Source organism: Streptomyces sp. NPDC004561 (genome assembly GCF_053602155.1).
Map to the genome: position 1 here is coordinate 1 of NZ_JBSGDB010000120.1, position 20906 is coordinate 20906.

A 20906-nucleotide genomic window follows, 5' to 3' on the forward strand; every position below is an offset into this window, starting at 1 on the left:
CACGGCGGCGGAGCTCAAGCGGGTAACGGGAAGGTCGTGCCATGACTCGATCCTTTCATGAAATCGAGTCTCTATTCGAGTCGGGGCGGTTCACAGACAAGGATGCCCGGGCCCGCGGCGGCTGCCGGCCTGCAGGGGCGGCTGACAAGCGGTCAAGCGTGGGCGTGCCGTCTTGCGTGATGCGGCGGCCGGCCCGTCTCGGGACAAGGCCCCGCAGGAACAGGCTGGCAGTGCACAGCGTGGCCGTCCGCGCACGCAGCCAGCGCCGACTCGACCAGGCTGACGCCGTCGAACTGGCCGAGCACGCCAGCGCTGTCGGCTCAGCTTGGCCGGACAGTCAGGGAGCGGGTTGGGCGAGGGGCGCGAGGGTTCGATGTCCGTGGGCGTGGCTGAGCAGAAACACCGCGGCCTGGAGGATGAGCGCGACGCGGTGCTTGGGTGGGGTGTCGATCAAGCCGTGGCAGATGTTGTTGCGCAGGTTCATGCCGCGGTCGGGGTCGACGAGGAGGAGTTTCCAGGGCGCGGCTCCAATCCGCAGGGTATCCGGCAGCCGGCATGCTGCGGATGAGGCCTCCCAGTTGGTCGACGGTGCCGAGTGTCTGCCCCTTGGCCACGGACACGGTCGGGACTCGTGGGCACAGGAGCTGTCTGAGGAGCTGCTCGACCTGGGGCAGGGCAACGCACGCCGCAGCGTCGGACTCCCCCAGCCTGAAGTAGCCGAAGGCGGAGGCGAGGATTCGTGCGCGAGGCTCGGGCAGCACAGTGCCGTGAGCCAGAGCGGAGATCAGCTCGGCCTCATCGGGAACGAAAACGCTCGTGGATGCGGTCGAGCTGATCGGCGATGAAGATGCCGAGGACATCCATCACGCGGACCTGCAGTTCGACGGCATAGTTGTCGTCGGCGTCGATGGGTGGGGTGACTGCTTCTCATTGAGGCGCAGCAACCAGCGGTTGCCCAGCTGGCCTGGCGATGCGCACCCGCTCCGCCAGGCCCTCGACCGGCGGCCTTCGCAGCTGATCTGCGATGTGCACATACAGGCTCAGCGCTTCCAGCTCCTTGCGGTACAGCTCGATCAATCGCTCCCCCCTTCGCCGGTGCCTGGTTCTGCACGGCGGGGACGGGGCCGGCATGGGTGTAGGCCAGCACATCGTGGCCCTGCGGGGACAGACGGGCCGCCCACCGGATGGCCCGGTCCTCGTACGCGGACAGCTCCGCCCGCATCTCCCCGTCAGCCAGCTCCACCAGCCCCCGCCCGGCAGCGTCCTCCACCGCCCGATGCTGACGCAGCGACAACTCCCCCGCCAGCACCCAGCCCCACTCAGCGTCCTTCTCCAGATCCCGTAGAACCCGCAACGCCTCCAGCCACGACTTCCTGCCGCGCATGCAGCCCACCCCTGCTTCTCGATACGGCCGACGCCGGGGAGGGACGGTAGGAGCCAGCGTGCGGTCGAACAACCGAAAGGGCACCGGCGCGTGTGGGCACGGCCAGGGCTGCACTCTGTGCGGCTCGTCCTTCGGCCCGTGTCTCCTTGTGGAGACGGCGGTCGAAGGGCCCGTCCGGGGAACCGGTTACAGCCATGTCGCCGAGTCGTCGGGGACGATGTACTCCTCCTCCGGTGCGTAATCGGGCGCGTCATCGGGGAATGGGTCGAGGGCGTCGAGGATCCGCTCGGCCGCCAGGCGCCGCAGAACACCGGCGACCGAGTCATCAGGAACACGGGCGCACGTCGACTCGACACCGGTTTCTCCCAGTGAAGATCGGGTCAGGAGGTCATCGATCTCGACCAGTGGTTTGTTATCGGTCATCGCGGCGCTCCCTTCCTTCCTGGGCCAGCTGCTTGCGATATCGGTACAACATGGCCTCCACGGCTCGCGCGGTGGTCCCATCAGCCAGAGTTGCCGCGATCTCGGCGTGGGTGTGTCCCTCGTAGTGGAGATAGGCCACGAGGCGAAGACGCGGGTCCGGGGTGGTGGCGGCCAGAAACGCCACCACCGTCTCCCGCTCGACCACCGCGTCGGCGACGTCGGGCAGGTCCTCCCGTCCACTCTCCCGCGCCACGGCGATCTCCACCGCCCGCTGGCGTCGCCAGCTGGTGAAGCGCCGCCGGTAGACCTCGGCGAAGGCAAAGAGGCACGTGCCGACGAAGTACGTAGCCAGGCTCGCTCCCCCGTCGGACCGCCACCGGCCGGCGCGGAGCGCATCCCGTTCGAAGATCACCACGGCGCGCGCCACGGTGTCCTGGACGACTTCCTCGATGTCCTCCTTCGACCACGTGGCAGGTACCGGCAGGGGCAGCCCCCGCACTCCCATGTCCGCGCAGCGGGCAAACACATAGCCCGTGCGGACCCAGGGAGCGATCACGCTCAGACCGTAACGAGCCAGCCTGTCCAGAAAGCGCTCGTACTCGACGCCCGTGAATCCCTGGTCTGCGAGGCGCGAAACCAACTCAGCGTCCGCCACGCATTCGTCGGCTTCGGTGACGTTCTGCCGGGTCACAGGTGCCCGCGAGTCTTCTCGCAGGGACGCGGAGGCGTCGGTGTGATCACGTGGGCTTGGACTCCGCAGGGGCCGCGTCCCGTCTGGGCGCCCAGTGGCCCGGGGCGGTGCCGTGCCCTCATCGGGACTCACCCATGGACCCGCCGTCCGGCCCGCCTCGCAGCATGGGCCACCCTGCGTCTCCACGGGCCGCTTGATGTCGTCGGATTCGTCCGGCTCCTCCACACGAAACTGCACTCCGGTAGGCCGCACCGTGCTCACCCGCTCCGCAACCGTCCGCCGGAGCTGCTCGTAGTGCTCTTTGGCGTGCTCATACTCATTCCACAGCTTGAGCACCTGTTTGGCATCGAGCCAAAGCCCTCGGCTGTTCTCCAGAGCCGTCCAGCGCCGCTCGAGCTTCTGACGGACGTCGATCACCTCACGGACCAGCTGATCGACCCATCCGGAGCCTCCCGGTTCCGCAGCCGCCAGCAGGCACTCCACGATCGGGTCAGAGACTCCTGCCGTCAGAACTGATGCGCGTTCGTCCCTCAGTACGGCGGCGGTGGCGTAGGCCGATGCGACGAGATTGGTCATCCGCCCTGTCCTTCCATGGAATCCTCCTGCGCCAACGATGCTGTCCCAGACTTCTATGCCGCTGGAGACGGCATACCCCACACGTCGCCGACCCGTGGGCCCTGAGACCCGAAACCTCCTATACCCGGGGCAGAACGTGAACCCTCAAAGGTTGGGAGCACACCGAGATGCCCACCGAGCCCCCTGCCCCGCAGCCCCGCCCGAAGAACACCGCTCATGTGGCCATGTACTGCTCGGCTCTGGCTGCCGGAGTGGCTCTGGTCCTGTTCGGACACGCCAGCCCTGTCGAAGCATCAGGCTACGTCGCCCCGTTCCTCGTCATCTTCGAACGACTCTTCCGCAGCGAGCGGTGAGCCGGTGGCCCTGCACCGCCGCCAGACCGACCAGGTGGACGGGCAGACCGATGTCGCGCCACCCAGGGGCTGGCCTGGGCGAGTAGCTGCCGGACGGTGCGACCGATGCGGTCGATCTCGTGGTCGGCGTGGTCGGCCAGGGCTCGGCGCACCGCGTGTTCCATGAAGCGCTCGAGGGTCAGGCCTTCGCGCCGGGCTGCGGTCGTGAGGATGGCGTGTGCGGCGGGTGGGAGGGCGAGGTTGAGGAGCACCTTGCGTTCGGCGTCCGGGTAGTTGGTGGTGATCACGTCGATGGGCAGCCGGTCGCTGAGTCGCAGGCATAGCCGGCGTGCGGCCCGGTGGGGGGTGCCTGCTTTGACGAGTGCCATCAGGCGGGTGGCGTCGTGGTTGGCGGCCAGTGGCATCCTGCGGCGGGCGGCGTCGAGTTCGGCCTGGTTCAGAGTGCGGGTGAGGGTGATCTCCAGGGCGTGGTGCGGCATTGGTCACCGTCGGCGGGGCTGGTACCGCGGTACTGGTCCGGGCATGGGCAGCTCGGTGCGGATGTGTTCGGCGTGCAGGAGGGGATCGAAGGGCTGCCAGCCGGCCAGGGCCAGGTCGGCGGCTGCACTCGCGGTGGCGTGGGTGGCGCAGCGTTGGGCCCGCCAGCGCAGCTGTTCCGCGTAGGGCAGGTGGCTGAGGTCGTAGACGGCCATGAGGGTGTCGGGCAGGGCGAGCTGTCCCCGGCGGGGGCCGGTCGGCACCAGCGTCCAGCGTCCGGCAGGCCGTTGGGGTGTCAGAACGGGGTGGCGGCAGCGGTGGCGCTGGCGGGTCTGTGCCACGCACTGGATGGCGTTGAGCGGGCTGCGGGTGAGGTAGCGGACCAGGAGGATCTGCACGATCAGGTGGCTGGGATGTGCGGGGGCGTGGGGTGAGGGGCTTGCGGTGGGGTTCGGGGCGGGGGTGAAGGCTTTGGTGTCGATCAGACGGCGGGTGCGGACGGCGAGCTGGCGGCGGGCTGCCGCGAGGGCTGGGCTGAGGGGGCAGGTGGGTCCTTGGGCGGGGCAGAGGACGGCGTGGGGGATGCGGCACCAGGCGCTGCCGTCGCCGTGTGGGTAGGCGATGCCGCCGCTGAGGTGCCAGCGGCTGGTTTCGGGGATGTGTGTTGCGGCCAGTTCGCCGGGGTGCAGGGCGACGGTGTGGTGGTCGGTGCGCGGGTAGAGCTCGATGCGGTGGCCGCAGCGGCGGCAGCGGCTGCTCTGGCCGGCGCGCAGCAGTCGGCTGGGGCTGGTGGGGGCCACGCGCAGGGGGCGGGGGTGTCGGCTGTTGCGCGGGCTTCCGTTCCAGTGGCAGTTCGTGGAGGAGGGGGTGGGGCACATGGCGCGCACCGTGTCAGGCGACACGCGGGGGCGGGCAACGTGTCGGCGGGTATGTCCCACGGCCGGCCCACCATGCCCGCACGCCTGAGCGGTGTTGCGGATGGTTGTTCGCCTACTGATTGCCCGATCGGGTGATTCGTGACGTGGTGCGGGTCGGGGCGTAGCGAGGTGTCAGGAGGTGACCGTGCCGGGCGGGGTGTGGTCGTCGCACAGGGTGCCCAGCAGGTGGCCGATGGGCACGTCGAAGGTGTGGGCGAGGGCGTGCCAGGTGGTGACGGTGCCGGTTGTGCGGCCGTGTTCGAGGTCGATGAGGGTGCGCCGGGCCAGTCCGCTGCGCTCGGCGAGTTCGTCGAAGGTCCAGCCGCGCTCGACCCGCAGGCGCGCGAGCATGATGCGCAGCGCGGTGAAGTCGGGGTCGGGCGGCAAGATCGTCACTCCACCATCCGACGGTGCAGACCCCTGCCCTGTCAGTGCAGAGATCTGCACTATCCGCGCCGGAGCGGGAGCAGCATTCGTAGTGCAGGAATCTGCACTACGGTGCGTCCGTCCCGGGGGCCGCATTCAGCGACGAGCCCCTCACCACGGCGCGGGCAGACGGGAGGACGGCCAGCCCATGAGGCTCGGTGGCGCGGATGCCGCGGTGCGGCGTGTCTGGACGGTGGAGCTGAGTTCGCGGGCAGGCGGGCCGAGCGTCGTCTGCGCCCACTGCAGCACCCCCACCCCGGCCCCCAATGCGGGCTCTGCACGATCCGCCGCACTGGCCCATCTGGCCCGCCATGTCCGCACCGACCTCGTGCCGGTGCACCTGCGGATCTGCCAGTGCAGGGAGCGGGGCTGCTCATGGCATGCACGCCACCGCGGTTGCTCGGGACCCGTGCTGCTCGCCCTCACCCGCGATGGCAGCGGTCGCAGGTGGCGGCTCGCCGACACCTGCGCGGCCTGCGCCGCGGCAACCAGCCACACCGCAGTGGTACCGGCCACCTTGCTCGCCCCACCCCCGCCGCTCGTGCCGGCCGCCCTCCCGACTACCCCGCCTTCCACGCCCGGCCTCAGGCCCGACGAGCAGGTCAGAATGCGAGTGCGGGAGATGCTGACCTATCTCGCCGCCGCGCTCCCCCGGTTCACCTCTCCCGCCGCCCGGCTCCTGGCCCTGCAGTGCGCCCTGCGCTGCGACACTCACGGCTGGGTCCGGATGCCGGCCGGTCTGCTGCGGGGCATGCGCCTGCGCGGGCACCAGGAAGCGTGGGAGGAACTGACCCAGACCGGCTGGCTGACGTCGCCCGACCTGCGACCGGCAACGGTCACCGTGCGGCTGCTCGACCCGGCAGTTCTGGACCAGGCACCCGGCCGAAACGCCCGCCGTCAGGCCGCTCACTGGGCACTGCGCCCCTCGCCGATGGTGCTGCCGGCCGCCGCACCACTGATTCTGCGGCTCACTGCCCTGGCGGTGGCCACACAGAGCCCCCTCCCCGCCGGCCACGGCACCGACATGGACATCCTCGCCCGTCTGTGCGGGCACTCCCCTACCCAAACCGCAGAGCTTCTGGACCGGCTGGTGTCCATCCGCACATTGAGCGCATGGACTCACGATCGCGACACCGACGAGGTTCTGTGGCAACTTCCCCCGCAGGCCTGCTTTGGGGCATGGCAGCCAAGGCCTGGCGGCATCATCCCTGCACCGCCTTGCTCGGGTCGCTGAACTGAAAAGGGGCAGCAGAAGGAACAACCTGCCGCGTTCTCCGTACTATCTGTACCCCGGGGCACCTGATAGCAGCTGTAACCCGCTGTCACACAGCGCTGTCCTAAGCAGTGCCTTCCCGCCCTGTCGCAAACCGAGGAGAGTGAATCCCATGCCCGAAAACGCCGCCACGATCTCCCCCTCCGATCTGGCTTCGCAGTACAGCGCCCAAGTGAGCAGTGACCTCGAAAACAACGTCAAGGAGCAGGACCGCCTCCGCGAGGAAATCAGCGCGCTGGAAACACAGTTGGCCGTCCTGCTGCGCGACCACTCGGTGCTGGTGAACGTGCAGCAGGCACTCGGCGGACCGGCGGCGCCGGCTCAGCCCGCTGCGGGCGCCGACAGCGCCGCATCATCTCCCCGCAAGCGCGCGGCCAAGTCGGCGGCGGACAAGCCCGCACGAGCCCGCAAGTCGCGGACCGGAACAGCACCCGCCACGGCCAAAAAGGCCGCCGCCAAAAACCCTAAGAGCACGGACACAGCCGCGAAGGCGCCCAAGCCCACGCTGGTTGAACTCGTCCGCAACCACATCGCCGGGCAGAGCGAACCCCGTTCCGCCGCGGAAGTCACCACCGCACTCGGCAAGGCCCACCCCGAACGCGTAACCAAGGCCACCGTGGTGCGGACCACCCTTGAGGGACTCGTGGCCAAGAACCTCGCGCAGCGCACCAAGCAGGGCTCATCGGTCTTCTACGCCTCCTCCGATGCCCCGAAGCAGGGCGCCCAGGAAGACAAGGCTTCGCCCTCCCAGGCCGATTGACGGGTTCCTCGCCGAAAGGCCGGGTGGCTTCCGGGCCAGGCCGGCCAACCTCATCCCAATGGGCTCTTCTACTTCAACACACACGCCAGGAGAGGATTTGGCGCGTCCGGTCGCAGCGGCATCGTCACCATCGCATCAGACGCCTGTCAGGAGCACCTGCCAGTCTCTTACATGTGAACAGCCCCGGCAGTCCATCGGGGTCGGGAACAGGGAGAGGTGCCCGGAGTGGTTGATCGGGGACCAGCGAGCGCGCCTCAAGGTCGGATCCCAATAGGGGTCCACGCAGGTTCGAATCCTGCCCTCTCCGCACCCGTGCAGCCGTACTCACCACAGACTGGCCGGTGAGCACGGGCTGATCCCGAGAGCGGCTCAGTTCGTACAGGCGTCGAGCATCGAGGACAGCGCTGACTTCTCCTTGTCGGTGGTGGTCAGCTTCCAGACCGACTTCACGTGCGTGTAGTCCTCGGCATACGTGCACCAGAAGGCGTGGTTGGTGGGCTTCCAGTCGGCCGGCCCGCTGTCCGACTTCGAGCTGTTCGCCGACTCCGAGGCGATGAGCAGTTGGGGGTCTTTGAGGTCGTTGCCGAAGGCCTTGCGCTGGTCGGCGGTCCAGGTGTCGGCGCCGGAGCGCCAGGCTTCGGCGAGGGGGACCATGTGGTCGATGGTGGCTTTGGCGACATCGGTGACGGTGGCGTCGTCGTAGACGGAGTACCAAGTGCCGGAGGCGGGCTGGCAGTGGTCGGACTTGTCCTGGACGTTCTTGCCGATCACCACAGCGCAGGGCAGACCGATCGACCCGACCAACCTCACCCGCACCTTCACCAGGCTCCTCCGCAATGCCAGCCTCCGCCGCATCCGATTTCACGACCTCAGGCACTCGACCGCGACCCTGCTCCTGGAGCAGGGAGTCGAGCTCGTCGTGATCAAGGAACTCCTCGGTCACGCCCACATCGGCGTCACCGCCACCGTCTACGCCCACGTCCGACTCCGCCTCCAGCGCGACGCCATCGACACTCTCAGCACCGCGCTCGGCAACCCGGAGACCACAGAGACAGCCAACGGCGACGGCGATGAACCGCCACCCTGCCCCGCCTTCGTCCGCTGACGTTGCCGTCAACTACTGCCGTCACCCCCACGCAGAAGCCCCGCCAGGACGCGCCCGGACGGGGCTTCGGTTCACTGTCGCGAATTCACCGGGGCCACGACTCTAGCCCCGGGTCGGAGTGCAGGCATACGAGAGGTCGATCTGCACAAACCGCCAACTCCAAGGCGTCTTCGATGGTGGAACCCATATCCCAGATCCATCCAAGGCCAGCGGCAACCACCCTCCCACCAGCCTCCACGAAGACGCTCGAATAGCTGAGCCATTCGCCGATAGGAAAGTATCGCCCACCCAGAGCTTCCTCGATCTCCAATGCGAGGGCCCGCTGGCCAGCCCCGGCCGAAATTGGGTCGAAATTGAAAGGTTCATCGTTGCTAAAGTTCGGGCCAGATTTATTTACAGGCTCAATAACCAGACCCCCCAGCGCGACAAGAATTTCTTCAGCTTTCGAATTCGGTTGATACCCCTCCTGCTGCAAGGAGTCGAGCCAAGGGCTAGCATCCGCTCTCCGCCGGGAGTGCCAGCCAGCGTCACGAAGAGCCTGCAGTAGATCGGGGGGCAACGAGTCAAATCTGATCATGGTTGCTAACCGATACCGAGGTTTTCCAGCAGTCGCACGCAGCGACCACATGGAGTGGCTGGTTCACCATGCCCAGTCGTATTCGAAGTCGGCATGGAGTTGTTTCTCGACTTCACCGTACGCATCGTACCTCCTCTGATCGCGTCGGGACCTTCCGCCTCCTGAGCCTGAATGAGGCAGCCCACCTCGGCACAGCCTCCATGATGACCAGCCTCTTCCAGGGCATCCGCCAGGTCGCCGTCCGCCTGCTGACCATGCTTGTTGCGGCCGTAATATTTCGCCCCTGAGGGAGACTCGTATTCGGAAGCAAATTTCGTCCCTGGTTCATTACGCACAGAGTTGGCGTAGTCCACCAGAGGATCACAGTTGTGAACCAGGACCGGCGTAGCCCCCGCCAGCACATAGTACGTGTGGAGGGTGCCGATGGTGAGGTCGTATGTCGTCTTGTGCTGGTGGAAGTTGCGGACCGCTGTGACGGTGACGGTGGTGCCGTCAGGCTGACGCAGTTTGGTGCCGGGGGTGAGGTTGTGTGCGTCGGTCCAGCGGTGGTGGCCGGCGTCCCAGAAGGGGTGGTGCCAGGTGGTGGTGAGGGCCTGGGGGTGATACTTGCCGGTGTGGGGTGGGCCGCGGACCGGGGTGGTGTCCAGGGTGAGGGTGGTGAAGTCGCGGTCCGTGTGGGTGACGATGACGGTCTGGACCTTCTCCGGTGCGGTGATGCCGGTCTGCGGGTCCGTGGCCAGGACGGTGTCGCCCGGTTTGATGTGGCTAATCGCCTTCGATGAGCCGTCGGCCAGGCGGACGCCCGTAGTCGCTGTGAAGCTGTGTACGGAGCAGCGCGTGGCTTCTGTGCCGGCGCTTTCGACTTCTCTGGCCTCGGCGAGTGCGCGTTCGGACTCCAGGACGCCGTCGGCTATTTTCGCGGCTTCCTCGGCGTCCTTGACGGCGGTGTAGGCGCGGTCGAGGGCTCGCCAGACTTTGAAGGCTTCGATGCCTACCTTGATGGCTTTGAAGACCTTGCCCCAGGGGACGGCGGTCAGGGCGGTGTTGATGCAGCCCATGACGTCGCCTTTGGTGAAGCAGTTGTAGGCGTCGGTGATGCCGAGGACGTCGGCGACCAGGTTGAGCAGGCGGTGCTTGAGGCCGGAGGCCTGCTTCCTTGCGGCGGTAGCGGCTGCATCCGCCGTGGCTTTGGCGCGTGCTACTGCCCGGGCTTCGGCCTGGGGGTCGTACGTCTTCTTGCTGATGTTGCCGCCGCCTGCGCCGCTGCCTTCGCCGAGGCGGTGTCCGTCGGTGCAGTTGCCGTGGTGGCAGTAGGCGGTGTTGTCGCCGCCGGGGTCGACGGGGCCGGTGTCGATGTAGCGGGTGGGGTTGTCCTTGCTGGTGCCGGTGCCGCCGATGGGGTAGCCGACGCCGCACTGGTCGGCCCTGCACAGGCCGGAGGGGTCGGAGGTGGTGACGGGGGTGTCGTCGGCGTAGTCGTAGGCGTTCCAGGACTGCGGGTCGCCGGGGTTCAGCAGGGGGTCGGGGGCGAGGAAGCGGCCGATGGAGGGGTCGTATTCGCGTGCGCCGAGGTTGGTCAGGCCGGTGTTGTCGTCCTGGGTGCCGCCGACGTAGCCGCGCTGGCCTGCGGTCCAATTACCGGTCTGGTCGCGTTGCTCGCCGAAGGGTTTGTACTGGCGGCGGGTGACGGCCTGGGTCTGGGAGTCGACGGCGAGGGTGCTGGTGCCCTCGCGGTCGGGGATGAGGTAGGTGAAGTGGCCGTCGGAGGAGTGGGTGGCCACGGTTTCGCCGGCGATGGAGATGTAGCGCAGGCCGTCGGCGCTGGTGGCGCTCTTGTTGAGGGTGAGTTCCTCGTCGCCGGTGTAGAGGGTGGTGGCGTCGGGGCTGCGGCGGATGAGGAGGCTGCCGTCGGCGCCGTAGAGGTACTTGGTGTCGCCGGCGCTGCCGGTGGAGGACAGGTCGGCGAGGTGGCCTTCGTCGTTGTAGGTGAGGGTGTCGGTGCCCGCGCGGGTGGTGCGGGTGTGGACGTTGCCGTCCTCGTCGTAGGTGTAGGAGTTGGTGGTGTTGCCGGCGGGATCGACCGGGGTGACCTTGTCCACCTGGGAGACGGCATGGGCCGGGCCCTTGCCCGCGGTGAAGGGGGTGTAGGTGGCGGTGGTGTCGTGGGAGGTGTCGCCGGCGGTGTCGTGGTCGACCTGGCTCTGGCGGGCGCCGGTGGCGTCGTAGGTCCAGCTCTGCCAGTACGGGGAGGGGCCGCCCACGGTCGGCGAGGCGCCGGGTGCGGGGGTGGCGGCGCAGTCGTCGGTGGCCGTCCAGGCCGCCTGCAGGCGCTGTGCCCAGTCGTAGTTGAAGCACTGGGTGTCGGTCTGGCCGGTCTCCAGCTTGTCGGTGATCTTGGTGACGTTACCGGAGGGCTGGTAGGCGTACTTGCTCTGGTCGGCGATCGCGTGGCCGGACTGGGTGACGGTGGTGGAACCCATCAGGCGGTGGGTCTGGTCGTCGTAGCCGAGGGTCTGCTGGGCGAAGTTGCCCGAGGTGCCGTAGGTGAACTGCTGCGGCTCGTCGAACTCGGTGTAGGTCAGGCCGCTGACGTAGGCCCAGCCGTTGGTGTCGCCGCCGACGCCGATGGGCCGGTCGTAGGCGTCGTAGGTGTAGGAGACCGTCTCTTGCGGGAGCTTGACGGTGGTCGGGTCCTGGTCGGTGTAGGACTGGAGCGTGCCCGTGAGGTTGTACCGGTTCTGGTGGAGATAGGTGCCGGCCAGTGCGCCCTCGGAGGAGGGGATGACGAGCTGGGTGGCCTGTGCCCAGCCGTGGCTGTCGTAGCCGAGGACCTTGCTGGTGTAGGCGCTGCCGGAGGTGCCGCCCACGTACCGGGTCGAAGAGGTGGGTTTACCCTTCTTCAGCGTGTCGTAGGTCCAGGCGGCCAACTCGTTGCTCGAGGAGGGGTCGACGCCGCCGGTGGTGTCGTACTCGGCGGTCTTGCGGCCCATTTCGTCGTATTTGTAGGCGATGGTCTTGCCGCGGTTGTCGGTGCTCGACTGCAGCTGGCCTGCGTTGTCGTAGATGGAGCTGGAGGAGCCGGTGTCCGGGTCGGTCTGGGAGGTGCGGCGGCCCAGCAGGTCGTACGTACTGGCCCAGGTGTGGTCCTGGCCGTCGTCCTGGCTGGTCTGGTGACCGGCAGCGTCGTAGGAGTAGGTGACGGTGTCCGCAGTCCCGGTGGGCGAGCTGCCGTGGTAGCGCAGCAGTTTGACCGTCTGGCCGCGTGCGTCGGTGTAGGTCGTGGTGGGGGTGGCGCCGCTTGGCGGGGTGACGTCGACGCGGTCGGAGCCGGGGTAGGCGGTGGTGGTGCGCCAGCTCTCCGAGGCGAAGTGGTAGGCGATCGAGGCGGTGACGCGGCCCGCGCCGTCGTAGAGGGTGCCGGTCTGGGAGGGGGTCTGGTTGTCGGCGGCGTCCACGAGCGTGGTGGAGGGGGCGCCGGTGTTGTAGTAGGGGGCGGAGGAGCTGACCGACCAGCCGTGGCTGTCGTAGACGGTGTCGGTGATGATCCGGCCACCGTCGGCCGTCGCCGTCTGTGTCTCTCTCGGGCGCAGCATCGCGTCGTAGAGGGAGAGGGAGGTGCGGTAGGTGTTGTTGTCGAGCAGGGTCTGGGTGGTGACGGTCGACGGGGAGTCGGGGGTGAGGTTGTAGCTGTATTTGGTGTTGGGGTTGTTGCTGGTGGCGAAGCCCGGGTTCCAGACGGCGGTGAGCCGGCCCAGCGGGTCGTAGGTGCTGGTGGTGGAGTAGCCGGCAGCGTCGGTGGTCTTCAGGTCCAGGCCGCGGGCCGGGTCGAGGGTGGTGGTGCTGGTGAAGGCGGAGGTCTGGCCGGTCACCTTGGGCTGGGTGACCTTGACGGAGGTCGGGGCGGCGCCGGTGGCGGGGGTGTAGGCCGTGGTGGTGGTGCGGTTGTCGGCGTCCGTTTCGGTGAGTTCGCGGCCGTAGTCGTCGTAGGTGGTCTTCAGCGCGGTGATGTAGTGGGGGGTGCCGTCGCTGGCGACGGAGTCGGCCTTCTGGACCATGGTGACGTCGCCCTTGGTGGGCGGCGCGGTGTTGTCGGTGGAGTTGTCGAAGAAGGTCAGGTCGTCGCTGACGAGGTCGTCGGGGTACTTCGGGGTGGCGGAGCAGGAGACGGCGACCTGCTGGACCCGGCGCGGTGTGGGCAGGGTGTTGCCCGAGGCGTCCTGGGAGTACCAGGTGCGGGTGCACTTGTCGTCTTTGGTGGTGGAGGTGTCGCCGCGGTCGTCGACGGATTTGGGCAGGCCGGTGGCGTCGTCGATGCTGTAGTCGGTCTCGGTGGTGCGCTGGGTGCCGTCGGCCTTGGTGGTGACGGCGCGGCTGCGCTGGATGTTGATGCGGCGGGAGACGAGGGCATCGAGGCCCGTTTTGGTGCGGGTCTGGGTGGCGGTGGCCGGTGAGCTCCAGGGGTCGCTGGTCTCGTCGGAGAGCAGGGTGCCGCCGTCGCCGTTGAAGCCTTCGGTCTCGAAGCTCTGTCCGGCCAGCCAGTCCGAGTCCTTTTGGGGGTCGTCGCCGGAGTGGTCGTTGAGGGTGACGCTGCGGGTGCCGGAGGAGGTCTTGTCACCGTCCATGCCGCGGAAGTACGTCTGCTTGGACAGTGTGATCTTCTCCGGCGAGGTGCCGGTGCGTGTCTCCACCGTGCCGTAGCCGCGCCACTGGTTCCAGGTGCGGTACTTGGCCTGGGTGAGCGGGTCGTCGTTGAAGTGCCAGGCCGGGTCGCCGACGTAGGTGTAGGAGGTCTGGACGGGCAGGCCGTGTGCGGTCGGGTCCTGTGCGGTGACCGAGTTGACGACGAACTTGTTGAACCAGTCCAGCTGCGGGGAGGTCTGGCCCGGCGGGGTCCAGTACGAGGGGTAGCAGCGGTAGGTGTTGGCGTCCTCGCTGGAGGGCAGCACCGGGGTGCCGGTGCGGTGGCACTGCGGGCTGGAGTAGTTGACGGTGAGCACTTCGCCGGACTCGGTGGTCACGGTCGCGAGCCGGTAGCGGGTGATGGGCTGGTAGCCGTCCAGGCCGTCGACCCGGTTCGCCAGTGCCTGCCCGTCGAACTTGGCCTGGGGTAGCGCGATGCTGCCGCCGTCCTTGCCGGTGTGGGTGATGGACGACAGCCACAGCGACGGGGTGGTGGTGTCCCCGGTGGAGGGGAAGGTGTGGGCCAGTGACCAGGCGTCGACATCCTGGTAGGCGGTGCCGACCAGGACCTGGGTGCGGATGCCGGTCAGGCGCTTGGTGGTGAAGAAGGCCGGCCCGTGGTTGTCGCAGGTGCCCGTCGAGGCGCAGGTCTGGTCGACGGGGACGTCGGGCCAGCGCGAGGCGTTGGCCGTCGTCATCTTCGAGGAGGCGCAGTCGAAGCCGGTATCGGGCAGGCAGCGTTCGGAGGTGTCGAAGAAGACCTGCGCGGCGGCCGGGGCGGTGGTGTCGTAGACCTTGCCTGCCAGCTGCCCGTACTGGATCTTGGCGAGGTAGCCGCCGCGGGTATACGGGGTGGCGGTGGTGGCGTTGTCGCGGCCGTAGTAGCCGGTCTCGGGCGTGTACCAGTAGCTGAGGGCGTTGCCGTTGGGGTCGACGACGTAGTCGAGGTTCCACCTGTAGCCCTGCTGGCACCAGGAGGCGGCGAAGGTGGAGGCGTGGCACGGCTCGCCGGTGTCGTTACCGTAGACGGGGGTGGTGAAGACCGAGTTGGTGGTGGCGTTGCCCGAGGCCCAGCCGGGCAGGCGGTTGAGGCCGAAGTAGTACTTGGTGCCGTCGGCGGTGGTGACGACGAAGTACTCGTGGTCGTTGTCGTCGTTGACCGTGTCGGTCTTGATGTCGATCTTTTCGCCGTTGTCGTCCTGGGGGTGCCAGGCGCCCGTCTTGTCGTCGTGGACGAGGGTGTTGGATGAGCCGTTGAGCGAGAGCGTGAGGGTCTGGGCGGCGTCCGACCAGCACTCGTCGGATGTCTTGGGCGTGCCGTTCGCCGTGTCGTCGGAGCAGGCCGGGTAGCTGCGCTCGACGAAGCCGGGCGAGTAGTCCCAGCCGTCGCCGATCCAGGAGGACTGGGCGTTGGTGGAGGAGGTGCGCCCGTCGACGTTCTGCGAGTTGTAGTCCAGGGCCACGGTGGGAGTCAGGCTGCCGGGGACGTCGGGCACGGTGATGGGGTACGAGTAGCCGAAGGCGCCACTGGAGCTGCCGGCCGACCACTGGCCGGAGGGGGCCAGCGAGGTCGCCGCGAAGCTGCCGCCTCCGCCGGACGCGCCGGCCACCGCCGCGAGGACCGTCGGCTGGGCTGTGGCGGCTTGTTGTGTCGTGGCGCGGGAGGGCAGGGCGAGGTCGGCGGAGACGGTCTGGTGCCTGCTGTCGTTGGTGGAGGCCAGCGGGGTCTGCGTACGGCATGCGGGCTTGTCGGGGGTGGTCAGCGCGCAGGCCGGCAGCCGCACCAGGTGCAGACGCCCGGCGTAGTCGCCGCCGTAGGCGTCCTTGAACGCGGAGTAGTCCAGGCTGAGGTGAGTGCTGCCGCCGGGGGTCTTGGTGTCCGGCTGGACGGCGAGGAGCACGCCGTCCAGTCCGAGTTTCTGTGCGGCCTTCTGGCCTGGCATGCGCACGTTCAGCTTGGTGCCCGAGAGTGCGCGGTGGCCTTGCTTGGCGGCCGCCAGGGTCACCGGCAGGTGGCCTGCGTGCTGGGCGGCGGCGCCGCGGGCTGGCACCGTGGCATCGGCGCTGCCGGCCGCGGGCCAGGTTCTGCGTGCCGTGCCGGGGTTCCAGCGGGCCATCCGCGGCACGGCGACGGCCTTGCCCTTAACGGGCCGCACCGGGACGGAGCGTTCCTTCTTCGCCTTGACGAGGTAGTCGGGCCGTTGGTCTGCGGCGAGTGCGGCCTGAGGAGTAACCAGGCCGGCCAGCAACCCGAGTGCGGTGATGGCGGCGATCCAGAAGGCAGGGACTCTGCGTATCCGCATCGCTCTTCCGTAAATCCGCCACAGCGAATTCCGACGCACTCCGGCCCCCCCAATTCAGCGTGACTGCCGAAGGGATATTCGACCATGTGAAGCCGGTATTCACAGGGCCTCCACAGTATGGATCGTGCATAGAGAGCGCCATGAACCACCCTTGGAACAGCCAAGAAATGGCCGATGGGGCCTCAATTGCCCCACGCAATGGGCTGATTGACCAAGAACGTCTCCAACGGCCAGCATGCACAGCAAAATTGCCCATACCACGCATCTGCTCGACGAGATAGGAGGAGGTCGATTTCCAGCCACCCATTATGACCCTGGCGTAATAACGCCGTTTTCAGCCGCCGGTTGTCCCCTTGACGCAATCACGGGTAGCCTCCTCGCGCTTATCGGCTCTTTTCTCATCGGACGCAACATGGGGGGCAGATGTCCGGTTCTTTCCGTCCGCGCCGCGCGTACAGATCGTTCAAAACGAAACCGCGGATACCCGGCCGTCTTCTGATCACGGCCGTTGTCGGAGCGCTGGCGCTGTCCCTGACACCGGCCATGCCTGCCGCGGCTGACGAAGGCGGCACATCGCCCATCTCCACGCCGGCGCCGCCTCTGCCCGAATCCCACCCGGACGCTCCGCTGGGCACCACCCGCGCTCCGGACGACTCGGCGTTGAGCAAGGACCAGCAGGCAGCCCTGGCAGCAGCCCAGGGCAAGGCGGCCAGCACAGGCGGCCCCGTGACGGTGGAGGCCCTGACCACCGAGACCGCCACGGTTCAGGCCAACCCCTCGGGCAGCGTGACCTGGACCACCAGCCTGCTGCCCGAACGTGTCCGCAAGGACGACGCGTGGGTGCCGGTCGACGCCACCCTCCAGCACAACGACGACGGCAGCTACAGCCCCAAAGCAGCGGCCGAGCCCCTGACCTTCTCCGGCGGCGGCAGCACGCCCCTGGTGTCGATGACGAGCGGCAAGGCGCAACTGGCCTTCTCCTGGCCCCAGACGCTGCCGAAACCGACCGTCTCCGGTGCCACGATCACCTACCCCGACGTGCTCAAGGACGTGGATCTGAAGCTGACGGCCAACACGCTCGGCGGATTCTCCGAGCTGATCGTCGTCAAGACCGCCGAGGCCGCCGGCAACCCGGCTCTGGCCACCTTGAAACTGGCCGCCCACGCCACCGGGGTGACCGTCTCCGACGACGGCCACGACAACCTGCAGGCCGCCACCGCAGCGGGCCAGGCGATGTTCAGCGCCCCCCAGCCCCTGATGTGGGACTCCTCCTCCAAAGGCGCCTCCACCCAGCTGCTGGCCACGTCCCGCGACACAGCAGGCGCGGCGCCCGGCGACACCTCGGGCACGGATGACAGCTCATCCGGTCCCGGCATCGGCGCCCAGGTGGCCCGGGTCGCGGACGACGTCACCGGCACCACACTCTCCCTGACGCCGGACCAGAAGCTGCTCGGCGGGTCCAGCACCCACTACCCAGTCTACATCGACCCCACCTGGAACCCGCACTACGCGCCCGGCAACAAGCAGCACTACATCGAGACCCAGCAGGGCTGCCCGACGGCGAAGAACTACGACTCCACCCAGTACGGCGACCCCGGCGTCGGCTACAACAGCTGGTCGGGCTGCATCGGAGACGAACGCTCCTACTTCCAGCTCGGCATCCCCTCCACCGTCTGGGGCACCCACATCGTCTCCGCCACCGTCGACGCCAAGGAGAACTACTCGGCCAGCTGCAGCCTCTCCTCCACCGTCAAGCTGTACCTCACCGACGCCATCAGCTCGGGCACCACGTGGAACAACAAGCCCGGCCTGTCGAGCTACCTGGCGAGCAAGAGCTTCGGCCCCGCCTGCAGCAGCGAGCCCTCCGGCGGCTTCGATGTGACCTCCACCATCGCCAAAAAGGCCGCCGCCAAGGCCTCCAGCTGGACCTTCGCCCTGGTCAACAGCCAGGAATCAAGCAGCGACGGCAACTACTTCAAGCGGTTCGCCAACAACCCCTCGATGTCGATCGAGTACAACCACGTCCCCGGCAAACCGAGCAGCCTGGCCGCCAAGTTCGGCACACACTCGGTCGGCTGCGGCACCACCTCCCCCTATCCAGTCATCGGCAAGACCCTCATCACCACGCCCCCCACGCTCAACGCCGTGGTCAGCGACGGCGACAAGGACGCACTGGCAGCGACCTACAAGTACTGGGTCAACGGCGGCAGCTCCACCACAACCACCAGCGCCACCGTCGCAAGCGGCCAGAACGCCCCCAAACAGCTGTCCTCCTCGTTCATGAGCGGCCTGAAGACCGGTGACACGGTGGGCTGGAACGTCACCTCCAGCGACGGCAAGGACACCAGCTCCGCCTCCTCCAACTGCCACTTCACCGTCGACCTCACCGCACCGGCCGAACCGACCGTCAAGGACAAGGACGGCACGTATCCCGAGGACTCCCCCGGCACCACCGCGGCAGGGACCACGGGCCACTTCACCCTCAGCACCAACAGCGCCACGAAATTCCTCTACAACCTCGACGTCGCTCCGCCCACCTCCAGCACCCCCAGCTCCGAGGTCGTCACCGCCTCCGGCAACACTGCGACGGTCTCCGTCACGCCCACCGCTCCGGGAACGCACACCCTCTACGTCTACGCCGTCGACTCCGCCGGCAACGTCTCCACTCAGCAGCAGTACCAGTTCACCGCCCTCGGCCACGCCGGCAAGACCTACGCCAGTCTGAAGGACGCGTTCAACAACACCGCTGTCACCGACGACGCCAACCAGGCAGCCGCCGACGCCGACGGCGTCGGCGCGACCATGTCACTGCAGGACCTCAAGGCGGCCGGCTGGCAGCCCGGCGGCAAGATCACCGTTGACGGCGCCAGCTTCACCCTGCCCAGCTTCGCCTCCGCCTCCGGCGACAATGTCATGGCCGCCAACCAGAGCATCCAGATGACCGGCAGCGGCCGAGCGCTGGTCTTCCTCGGCTTCTCCACCTACGGCTTCGTCAGCTCCCAACGCGCCGAGGACGACTACTCCAGTCCCGTCATCCCCGACGGCACCTCCGTCAGCGGCACCGAATGCACCCTCGGCAACGGACAGTACGAGGACTGCCGGGCCGGCGGCCCCTACGGATCCATCACCTACGCCGACAACAGCACCTCCGCCTATCACCTGACCGTCCCCGACTGGGTCTACGGCTCCAACGCCCTGGCCGCCGTCACCCTCCCCCACCGCAACCACACCAGCGGCACCCAGGAGAACCGCTCCACCAACATCTACGCCTTCGCCGTCCCCCTCAAGCCGGGCGCTCAGATCAGCTCGGTCACCCTGCCCGACCTGAGCAGCGCCGCCCGCCAGGACGTCCCCGGGCTGCACCTGTTCGGCATGGCCCTCCGCGACACCACCACCGCCCCCAACGGTGCGAAGTGGACCGGCGCGTGGAGCTCCCCCAGCGAAGGCGCGTTCAACTTCGAAAGCACCGACTTCAAGGACCAGACCTTCCGCGTCGCGGCGAATCCCAGCGTCGCCGGGTCCAGCGTCCGCATCCACCTGTCCAACGCCCTCGGCCGCACCCCGCTGACCATCGACCACACCACGATCGCCACCCAGTCCTCCGGAGCCGCACCCACCGCCACCCCCGCTGATCTCACCTTCAACGGGGGCAGCAAAACGGTCACCATCCCGGTCGGCGGTGAGGTCTACAGCGACGCGACCGCCTACGCCGCCACGCCCGGCAAGCGCATCATGGTCAGCCTCCACCTCGCCAACTCAACCCCCTACCTCGTCCAGCACAGCTGGGCCAGCGCCGCCGTGCAGTACGTCAGCGCCGTCGGCTCCGGCGACCACACCACCGACACCGGCACCACCGCCTTCACCGGAACCGGCGTGCAGTGGGGCGAGTTCACCGACATCCTCACCGGCATCGACGTCACCAGCAGCGCCAACCAGCCCACCGTGGCCGTACTCGGCGACAACCTCACCGACCCCTTCGCCAACGGCACCAAAGCCAGCCTCGTCACCCCCCGCCTCTCCGACGACCTCGCCGCCGCCCTGCGCAACAACGACCAGAACGTCCCGGACTACGGCGTCGTCGCATCCGGCATCGAGAACAACCGCGTCGCCACCGACCAAACCCAAGGCGGGCCGGCCGTTCTCACACGCCTGGACCGCGACGTCCTCCAACTGCCCGGCATCACCACCGTGATCGTCGACGAGGGCGTCAAAGACATCACTGCCGGCACCGACGACACCGACCTGGAGCAGGCCTACGGCCAACTCATGGCCCAGCTACGCGGCTGGGGCATCAAGGTCGTGCTCGCCACCGTCACCCCCTGCCGGGGCTACACCCCCTGCACCACCGATGCAGACACCAACCGCGTCTCCGCCAACACTTGGATCACCGACCAGGTCGACTACAGCACCCCGACAGTCACCAGCCTCGACGCCGAATCAGCCGTCGCCGTGCCCGACCCCACCAGCGCAGCAGACCCCACACCACTGATCCTCAACGCCGACACCGCTCCCAACGACGACGACACCGGCGACCACGTCAACCTCACCACCGACGGCTACAAGGCCATCACCAACGCCATCGATCTGACCACGCTCGGCCCCGACAACTGACAACCACCCGCAACCGTGCAGCGCCCCCGCCCCGCCTCAGCAGCGGCACGGGGGCGCTGCCCGTTGAACATTGCCTGGCATGCCTGATCCGCGGTGCACCAACGCTCCTGGAAGGAGCCTGCCGACGATCTGGCTCCACGGCTTCAGGGGGCTCCCCATCCGCTGGAAACGGCGCAACGACATCCGTGAGGCCTTCCTGAGCCTCGCCGTTTGTCTGAGCCTCCACCGCGAAGTCCAACGCCTCTGTCAGCGCTTCTAAGACATCGTCTCATTTGGATTGCTGGGTAGTCTGCACGGTGTGGTGATGGTTGAGCGCATGGTGCCGGACGAGTTGTGGGAGCTGTTCCAGC

Annotated in this window: 13 protein-coding genes and 2 pseudogenes; 5 read left to right on the plus strand and 10 right to left on the minus strand. The window is 68.0% G+C overall.

Annotated features, from left to right (window positions below; all coding sequences use genetic code 11):
* Positions 1-337 precede the first annotated feature (337 nt).
* The 7 genes from ACWEN3_RS17935 to ACWEN3_RS17965 all read right to left on the minus strand — a co-directional run bounded on the left by ACWEN3_RS17935 (position 338) and on the right by ACWEN3_RS17965 (position 5217).
* Positions 338-679 (minus strand): DUF4209 domain-containing protein, encoded by a 342-nt coding sequence (locus tag ACWEN3_RS17935; RefSeq protein WP_452971554.1) that lies wholly within the window; start codon positions 677-679, stop codon positions 338-340.
* A 248-nt stretch (positions 680-927) separates the two neighbouring features.
* Positions 928-1077: a hypothetical protein gene (locus ACWEN3_RS17940; protein ID WP_452971556.1), complete on the minus strand. Its 150-nt coding sequence runs from the start codon at positions 1075-1077 to the stop codon at positions 928-930.
* A gap of 493 nt (positions 1078-1570) precedes the next feature.
* Positions 1571-1807: a hypothetical protein gene (locus ACWEN3_RS17945; RefSeq protein WP_452971558.1), complete on the minus strand. Its 237-nt coding sequence runs from the start codon at positions 1805-1807 to the stop codon at positions 1571-1573.
* Positions 1797-3074 carry an RNA polymerase sigma factor gene (locus ACWEN3_RS17950; RefSeq protein ID WP_452971560.1) on the minus strand — a complete coding sequence of 426 codons (1278 nt, stop codon included), beginning with the start codon at positions 3072-3074 and terminating at the stop codon, positions 1797-1799. The genes ACWEN3_RS17945 and ACWEN3_RS17950 overlap by 11 nt, the downstream gene beginning before the upstream one ends.
* A 298-nt stretch (positions 3075-3372) precedes the next feature.
* Positions 3373-3906 carry a hypothetical protein gene (locus ACWEN3_RS17955; protein ID WP_452971562.1) on the minus strand — a complete coding sequence of 178 codons (534 nt, stop codon included), beginning with the start codon at positions 3904-3906 and terminating at the stop codon, positions 3373-3375.
* 3 nt (positions 3907-3909) lie between these two features.
* A complete protein-coding gene (locus ACWEN3_RS17960) occupies positions 3910-4782 on the minus strand; it encodes a DUF6083 domain-containing protein (protein WP_452971565.1) in 873 nt (290 codons plus the stop codon).
* 171 nt (positions 4783-4953) lie between these two features.
* On the minus strand, positions 4954-5217 hold the full coding sequence (locus ACWEN3_RS17965; protein WP_452971567.1) for a helix-turn-helix transcriptional regulator: 264 nt from the start codon (positions 5215-5217) through the stop codon (positions 4954-4956).
* A gap of 652 nt (positions 5218-5869) precedes the next feature.
* Here ACWEN3_RS17965 and ACWEN3_RS17970 point away from each other — a divergent pair.
* From ACWEN3_RS17970 to ACWEN3_RS17980, 3 genes and pseudogenes are all read left to right on the plus strand, one after another.
* On the plus strand, positions 5870-6481 hold the full coding sequence (locus tag ACWEN3_RS17970; protein WP_452971570.1) for a hypothetical protein: 612 nt from the start codon (positions 5870-5872) through the stop codon (positions 6479-6481).
* A gap of 151 nt (positions 6482-6632) precedes the next feature.
* Complete coding sequence (locus ACWEN3_RS17975; protein ID WP_452971572.1) at positions 6633-7280, plus strand: hypothetical protein; 648 nt, start codon at positions 6633-6635, stop codon at positions 7278-7280.
* Positions 7281-7490: 210 nt separating this feature from the next.
* Positions 7491-7587 (plus strand): annotated as a pseudogene (locus tag ACWEN3_RS17980).
* A 62-nt stretch (positions 7588-7649) separates the two neighbouring features.
* Here ACWEN3_RS17980 and ACWEN3_RS17985 read toward each other — a convergent pair.
* The gene (locus ACWEN3_RS17985) at positions 7650-8102 is read right to left on the minus strand and encodes an HNH endonuclease family protein (protein WP_452971574.1); all 453 of its coding nucleotides are present in this window, start codon (positions 8100-8102) and stop codon (positions 7650-7652) included.
* On the opposite strand from ACWEN3_RS17985, the pseudogene ACWEN3_RS17990 reads away from it, so the two are divergent.
* Positions 8005-8385, plus strand: a pseudogene (locus tag ACWEN3_RS17990) (tyrosine-type recombinase/integrase); the annotation flags it as partial. The gene ACWEN3_RS17985 and the pseudogene ACWEN3_RS17990 overlap by 98 nt on opposite strands.
* Positions 8386-8470: 85 nt before the next feature.
* On the opposite strand, the gene ACWEN3_RS17995 reads toward ACWEN3_RS17990, so the two are convergent.
* Positions 8471-9013 carry an SUKH-3 domain-containing protein gene (locus ACWEN3_RS17995; protein ID WP_452971577.1) on the minus strand — a complete coding sequence of 181 codons (543 nt, stop codon included), beginning with the start codon at positions 9011-9013 and terminating at the stop codon, positions 8471-8473.
* A complete protein-coding gene (locus ACWEN3_RS18000) occupies positions 8968-15945 on the minus strand; it encodes an RHS repeat-associated core domain-containing protein (RefSeq protein WP_452971580.1) in 6978 nt (2325 codons plus the stop codon). Before ACWEN3_RS18000 ends, ACWEN3_RS17995 begins: the two co-directional genes overlap by 46 nt.
* A gap of 660 nt (positions 15946-16605) precedes the next feature.
* On the opposite strand from ACWEN3_RS18000, the gene ACWEN3_RS18005 reads away from it, so the two are divergent.
* Positions 16606-20556: a hypothetical protein gene (locus tag ACWEN3_RS18005; RefSeq protein ID WP_452971582.1), complete on the plus strand. Its 3951-nt coding sequence runs from the start codon at positions 16606-16608 to the stop codon at positions 20554-20556.
* Positions 20557-20906: the final 350 nt, after the last annotated feature.

Coding starts and splice junctions, on each gene's coding strand:
- ACWEN3_RS17945 (WP_452971558.1), bottom strand. CDS start 1,807: ATGACCGATAACAAACCACTGGTCGAGATCGATGACCTCCTGACCCGA.
- ACWEN3_RS17960 (WP_452971565.1), bottom strand. CDS start 4,782: ATGTGCCCCACCCCCTCCTCCACGAACTGCCACTGGAACGGAAGCCCG.
- ACWEN3_RS17975 (WP_452971572.1), top strand. CDS start 6,633: ATGCCCGAAAACGCCGCCACGATCTCCCCCTCCGATCTGGCTTCGCAG.
- ACWEN3_RS17950 (WP_452971560.1), bottom strand. CDS start 3,074: ATGACCAATCTCGTCGCATCGGCCTACGCCACCGCCGCCGTACTGAGG.
- ACWEN3_RS18000 (WP_452971580.1), bottom strand. CDS start 15,945: ATGCGGATACGCAGAGTCCCTGCCTTCTGGATCGCCGCCATCACCGCA.
- ACWEN3_RS17995 (WP_452971577.1), bottom strand. CDS start 9,013: ATGTGGTCGCTGCGTGCGACTGCTGGAAAACCTCGGTATCGGTTAGCA.
- ACWEN3_RS17955 (WP_452971562.1), bottom strand. CDS start 3,906: ATGCCGCACCACGCCCTGGAGATCACCCTCACCCGCACTCTGAACCAG.
- ACWEN3_RS17970 (WP_452971570.1), top strand. CDS start 5,870: ATGCTGACCTATCTCGCCGCCGCGCTCCCCCGGTTCACCTCTCCCGCC.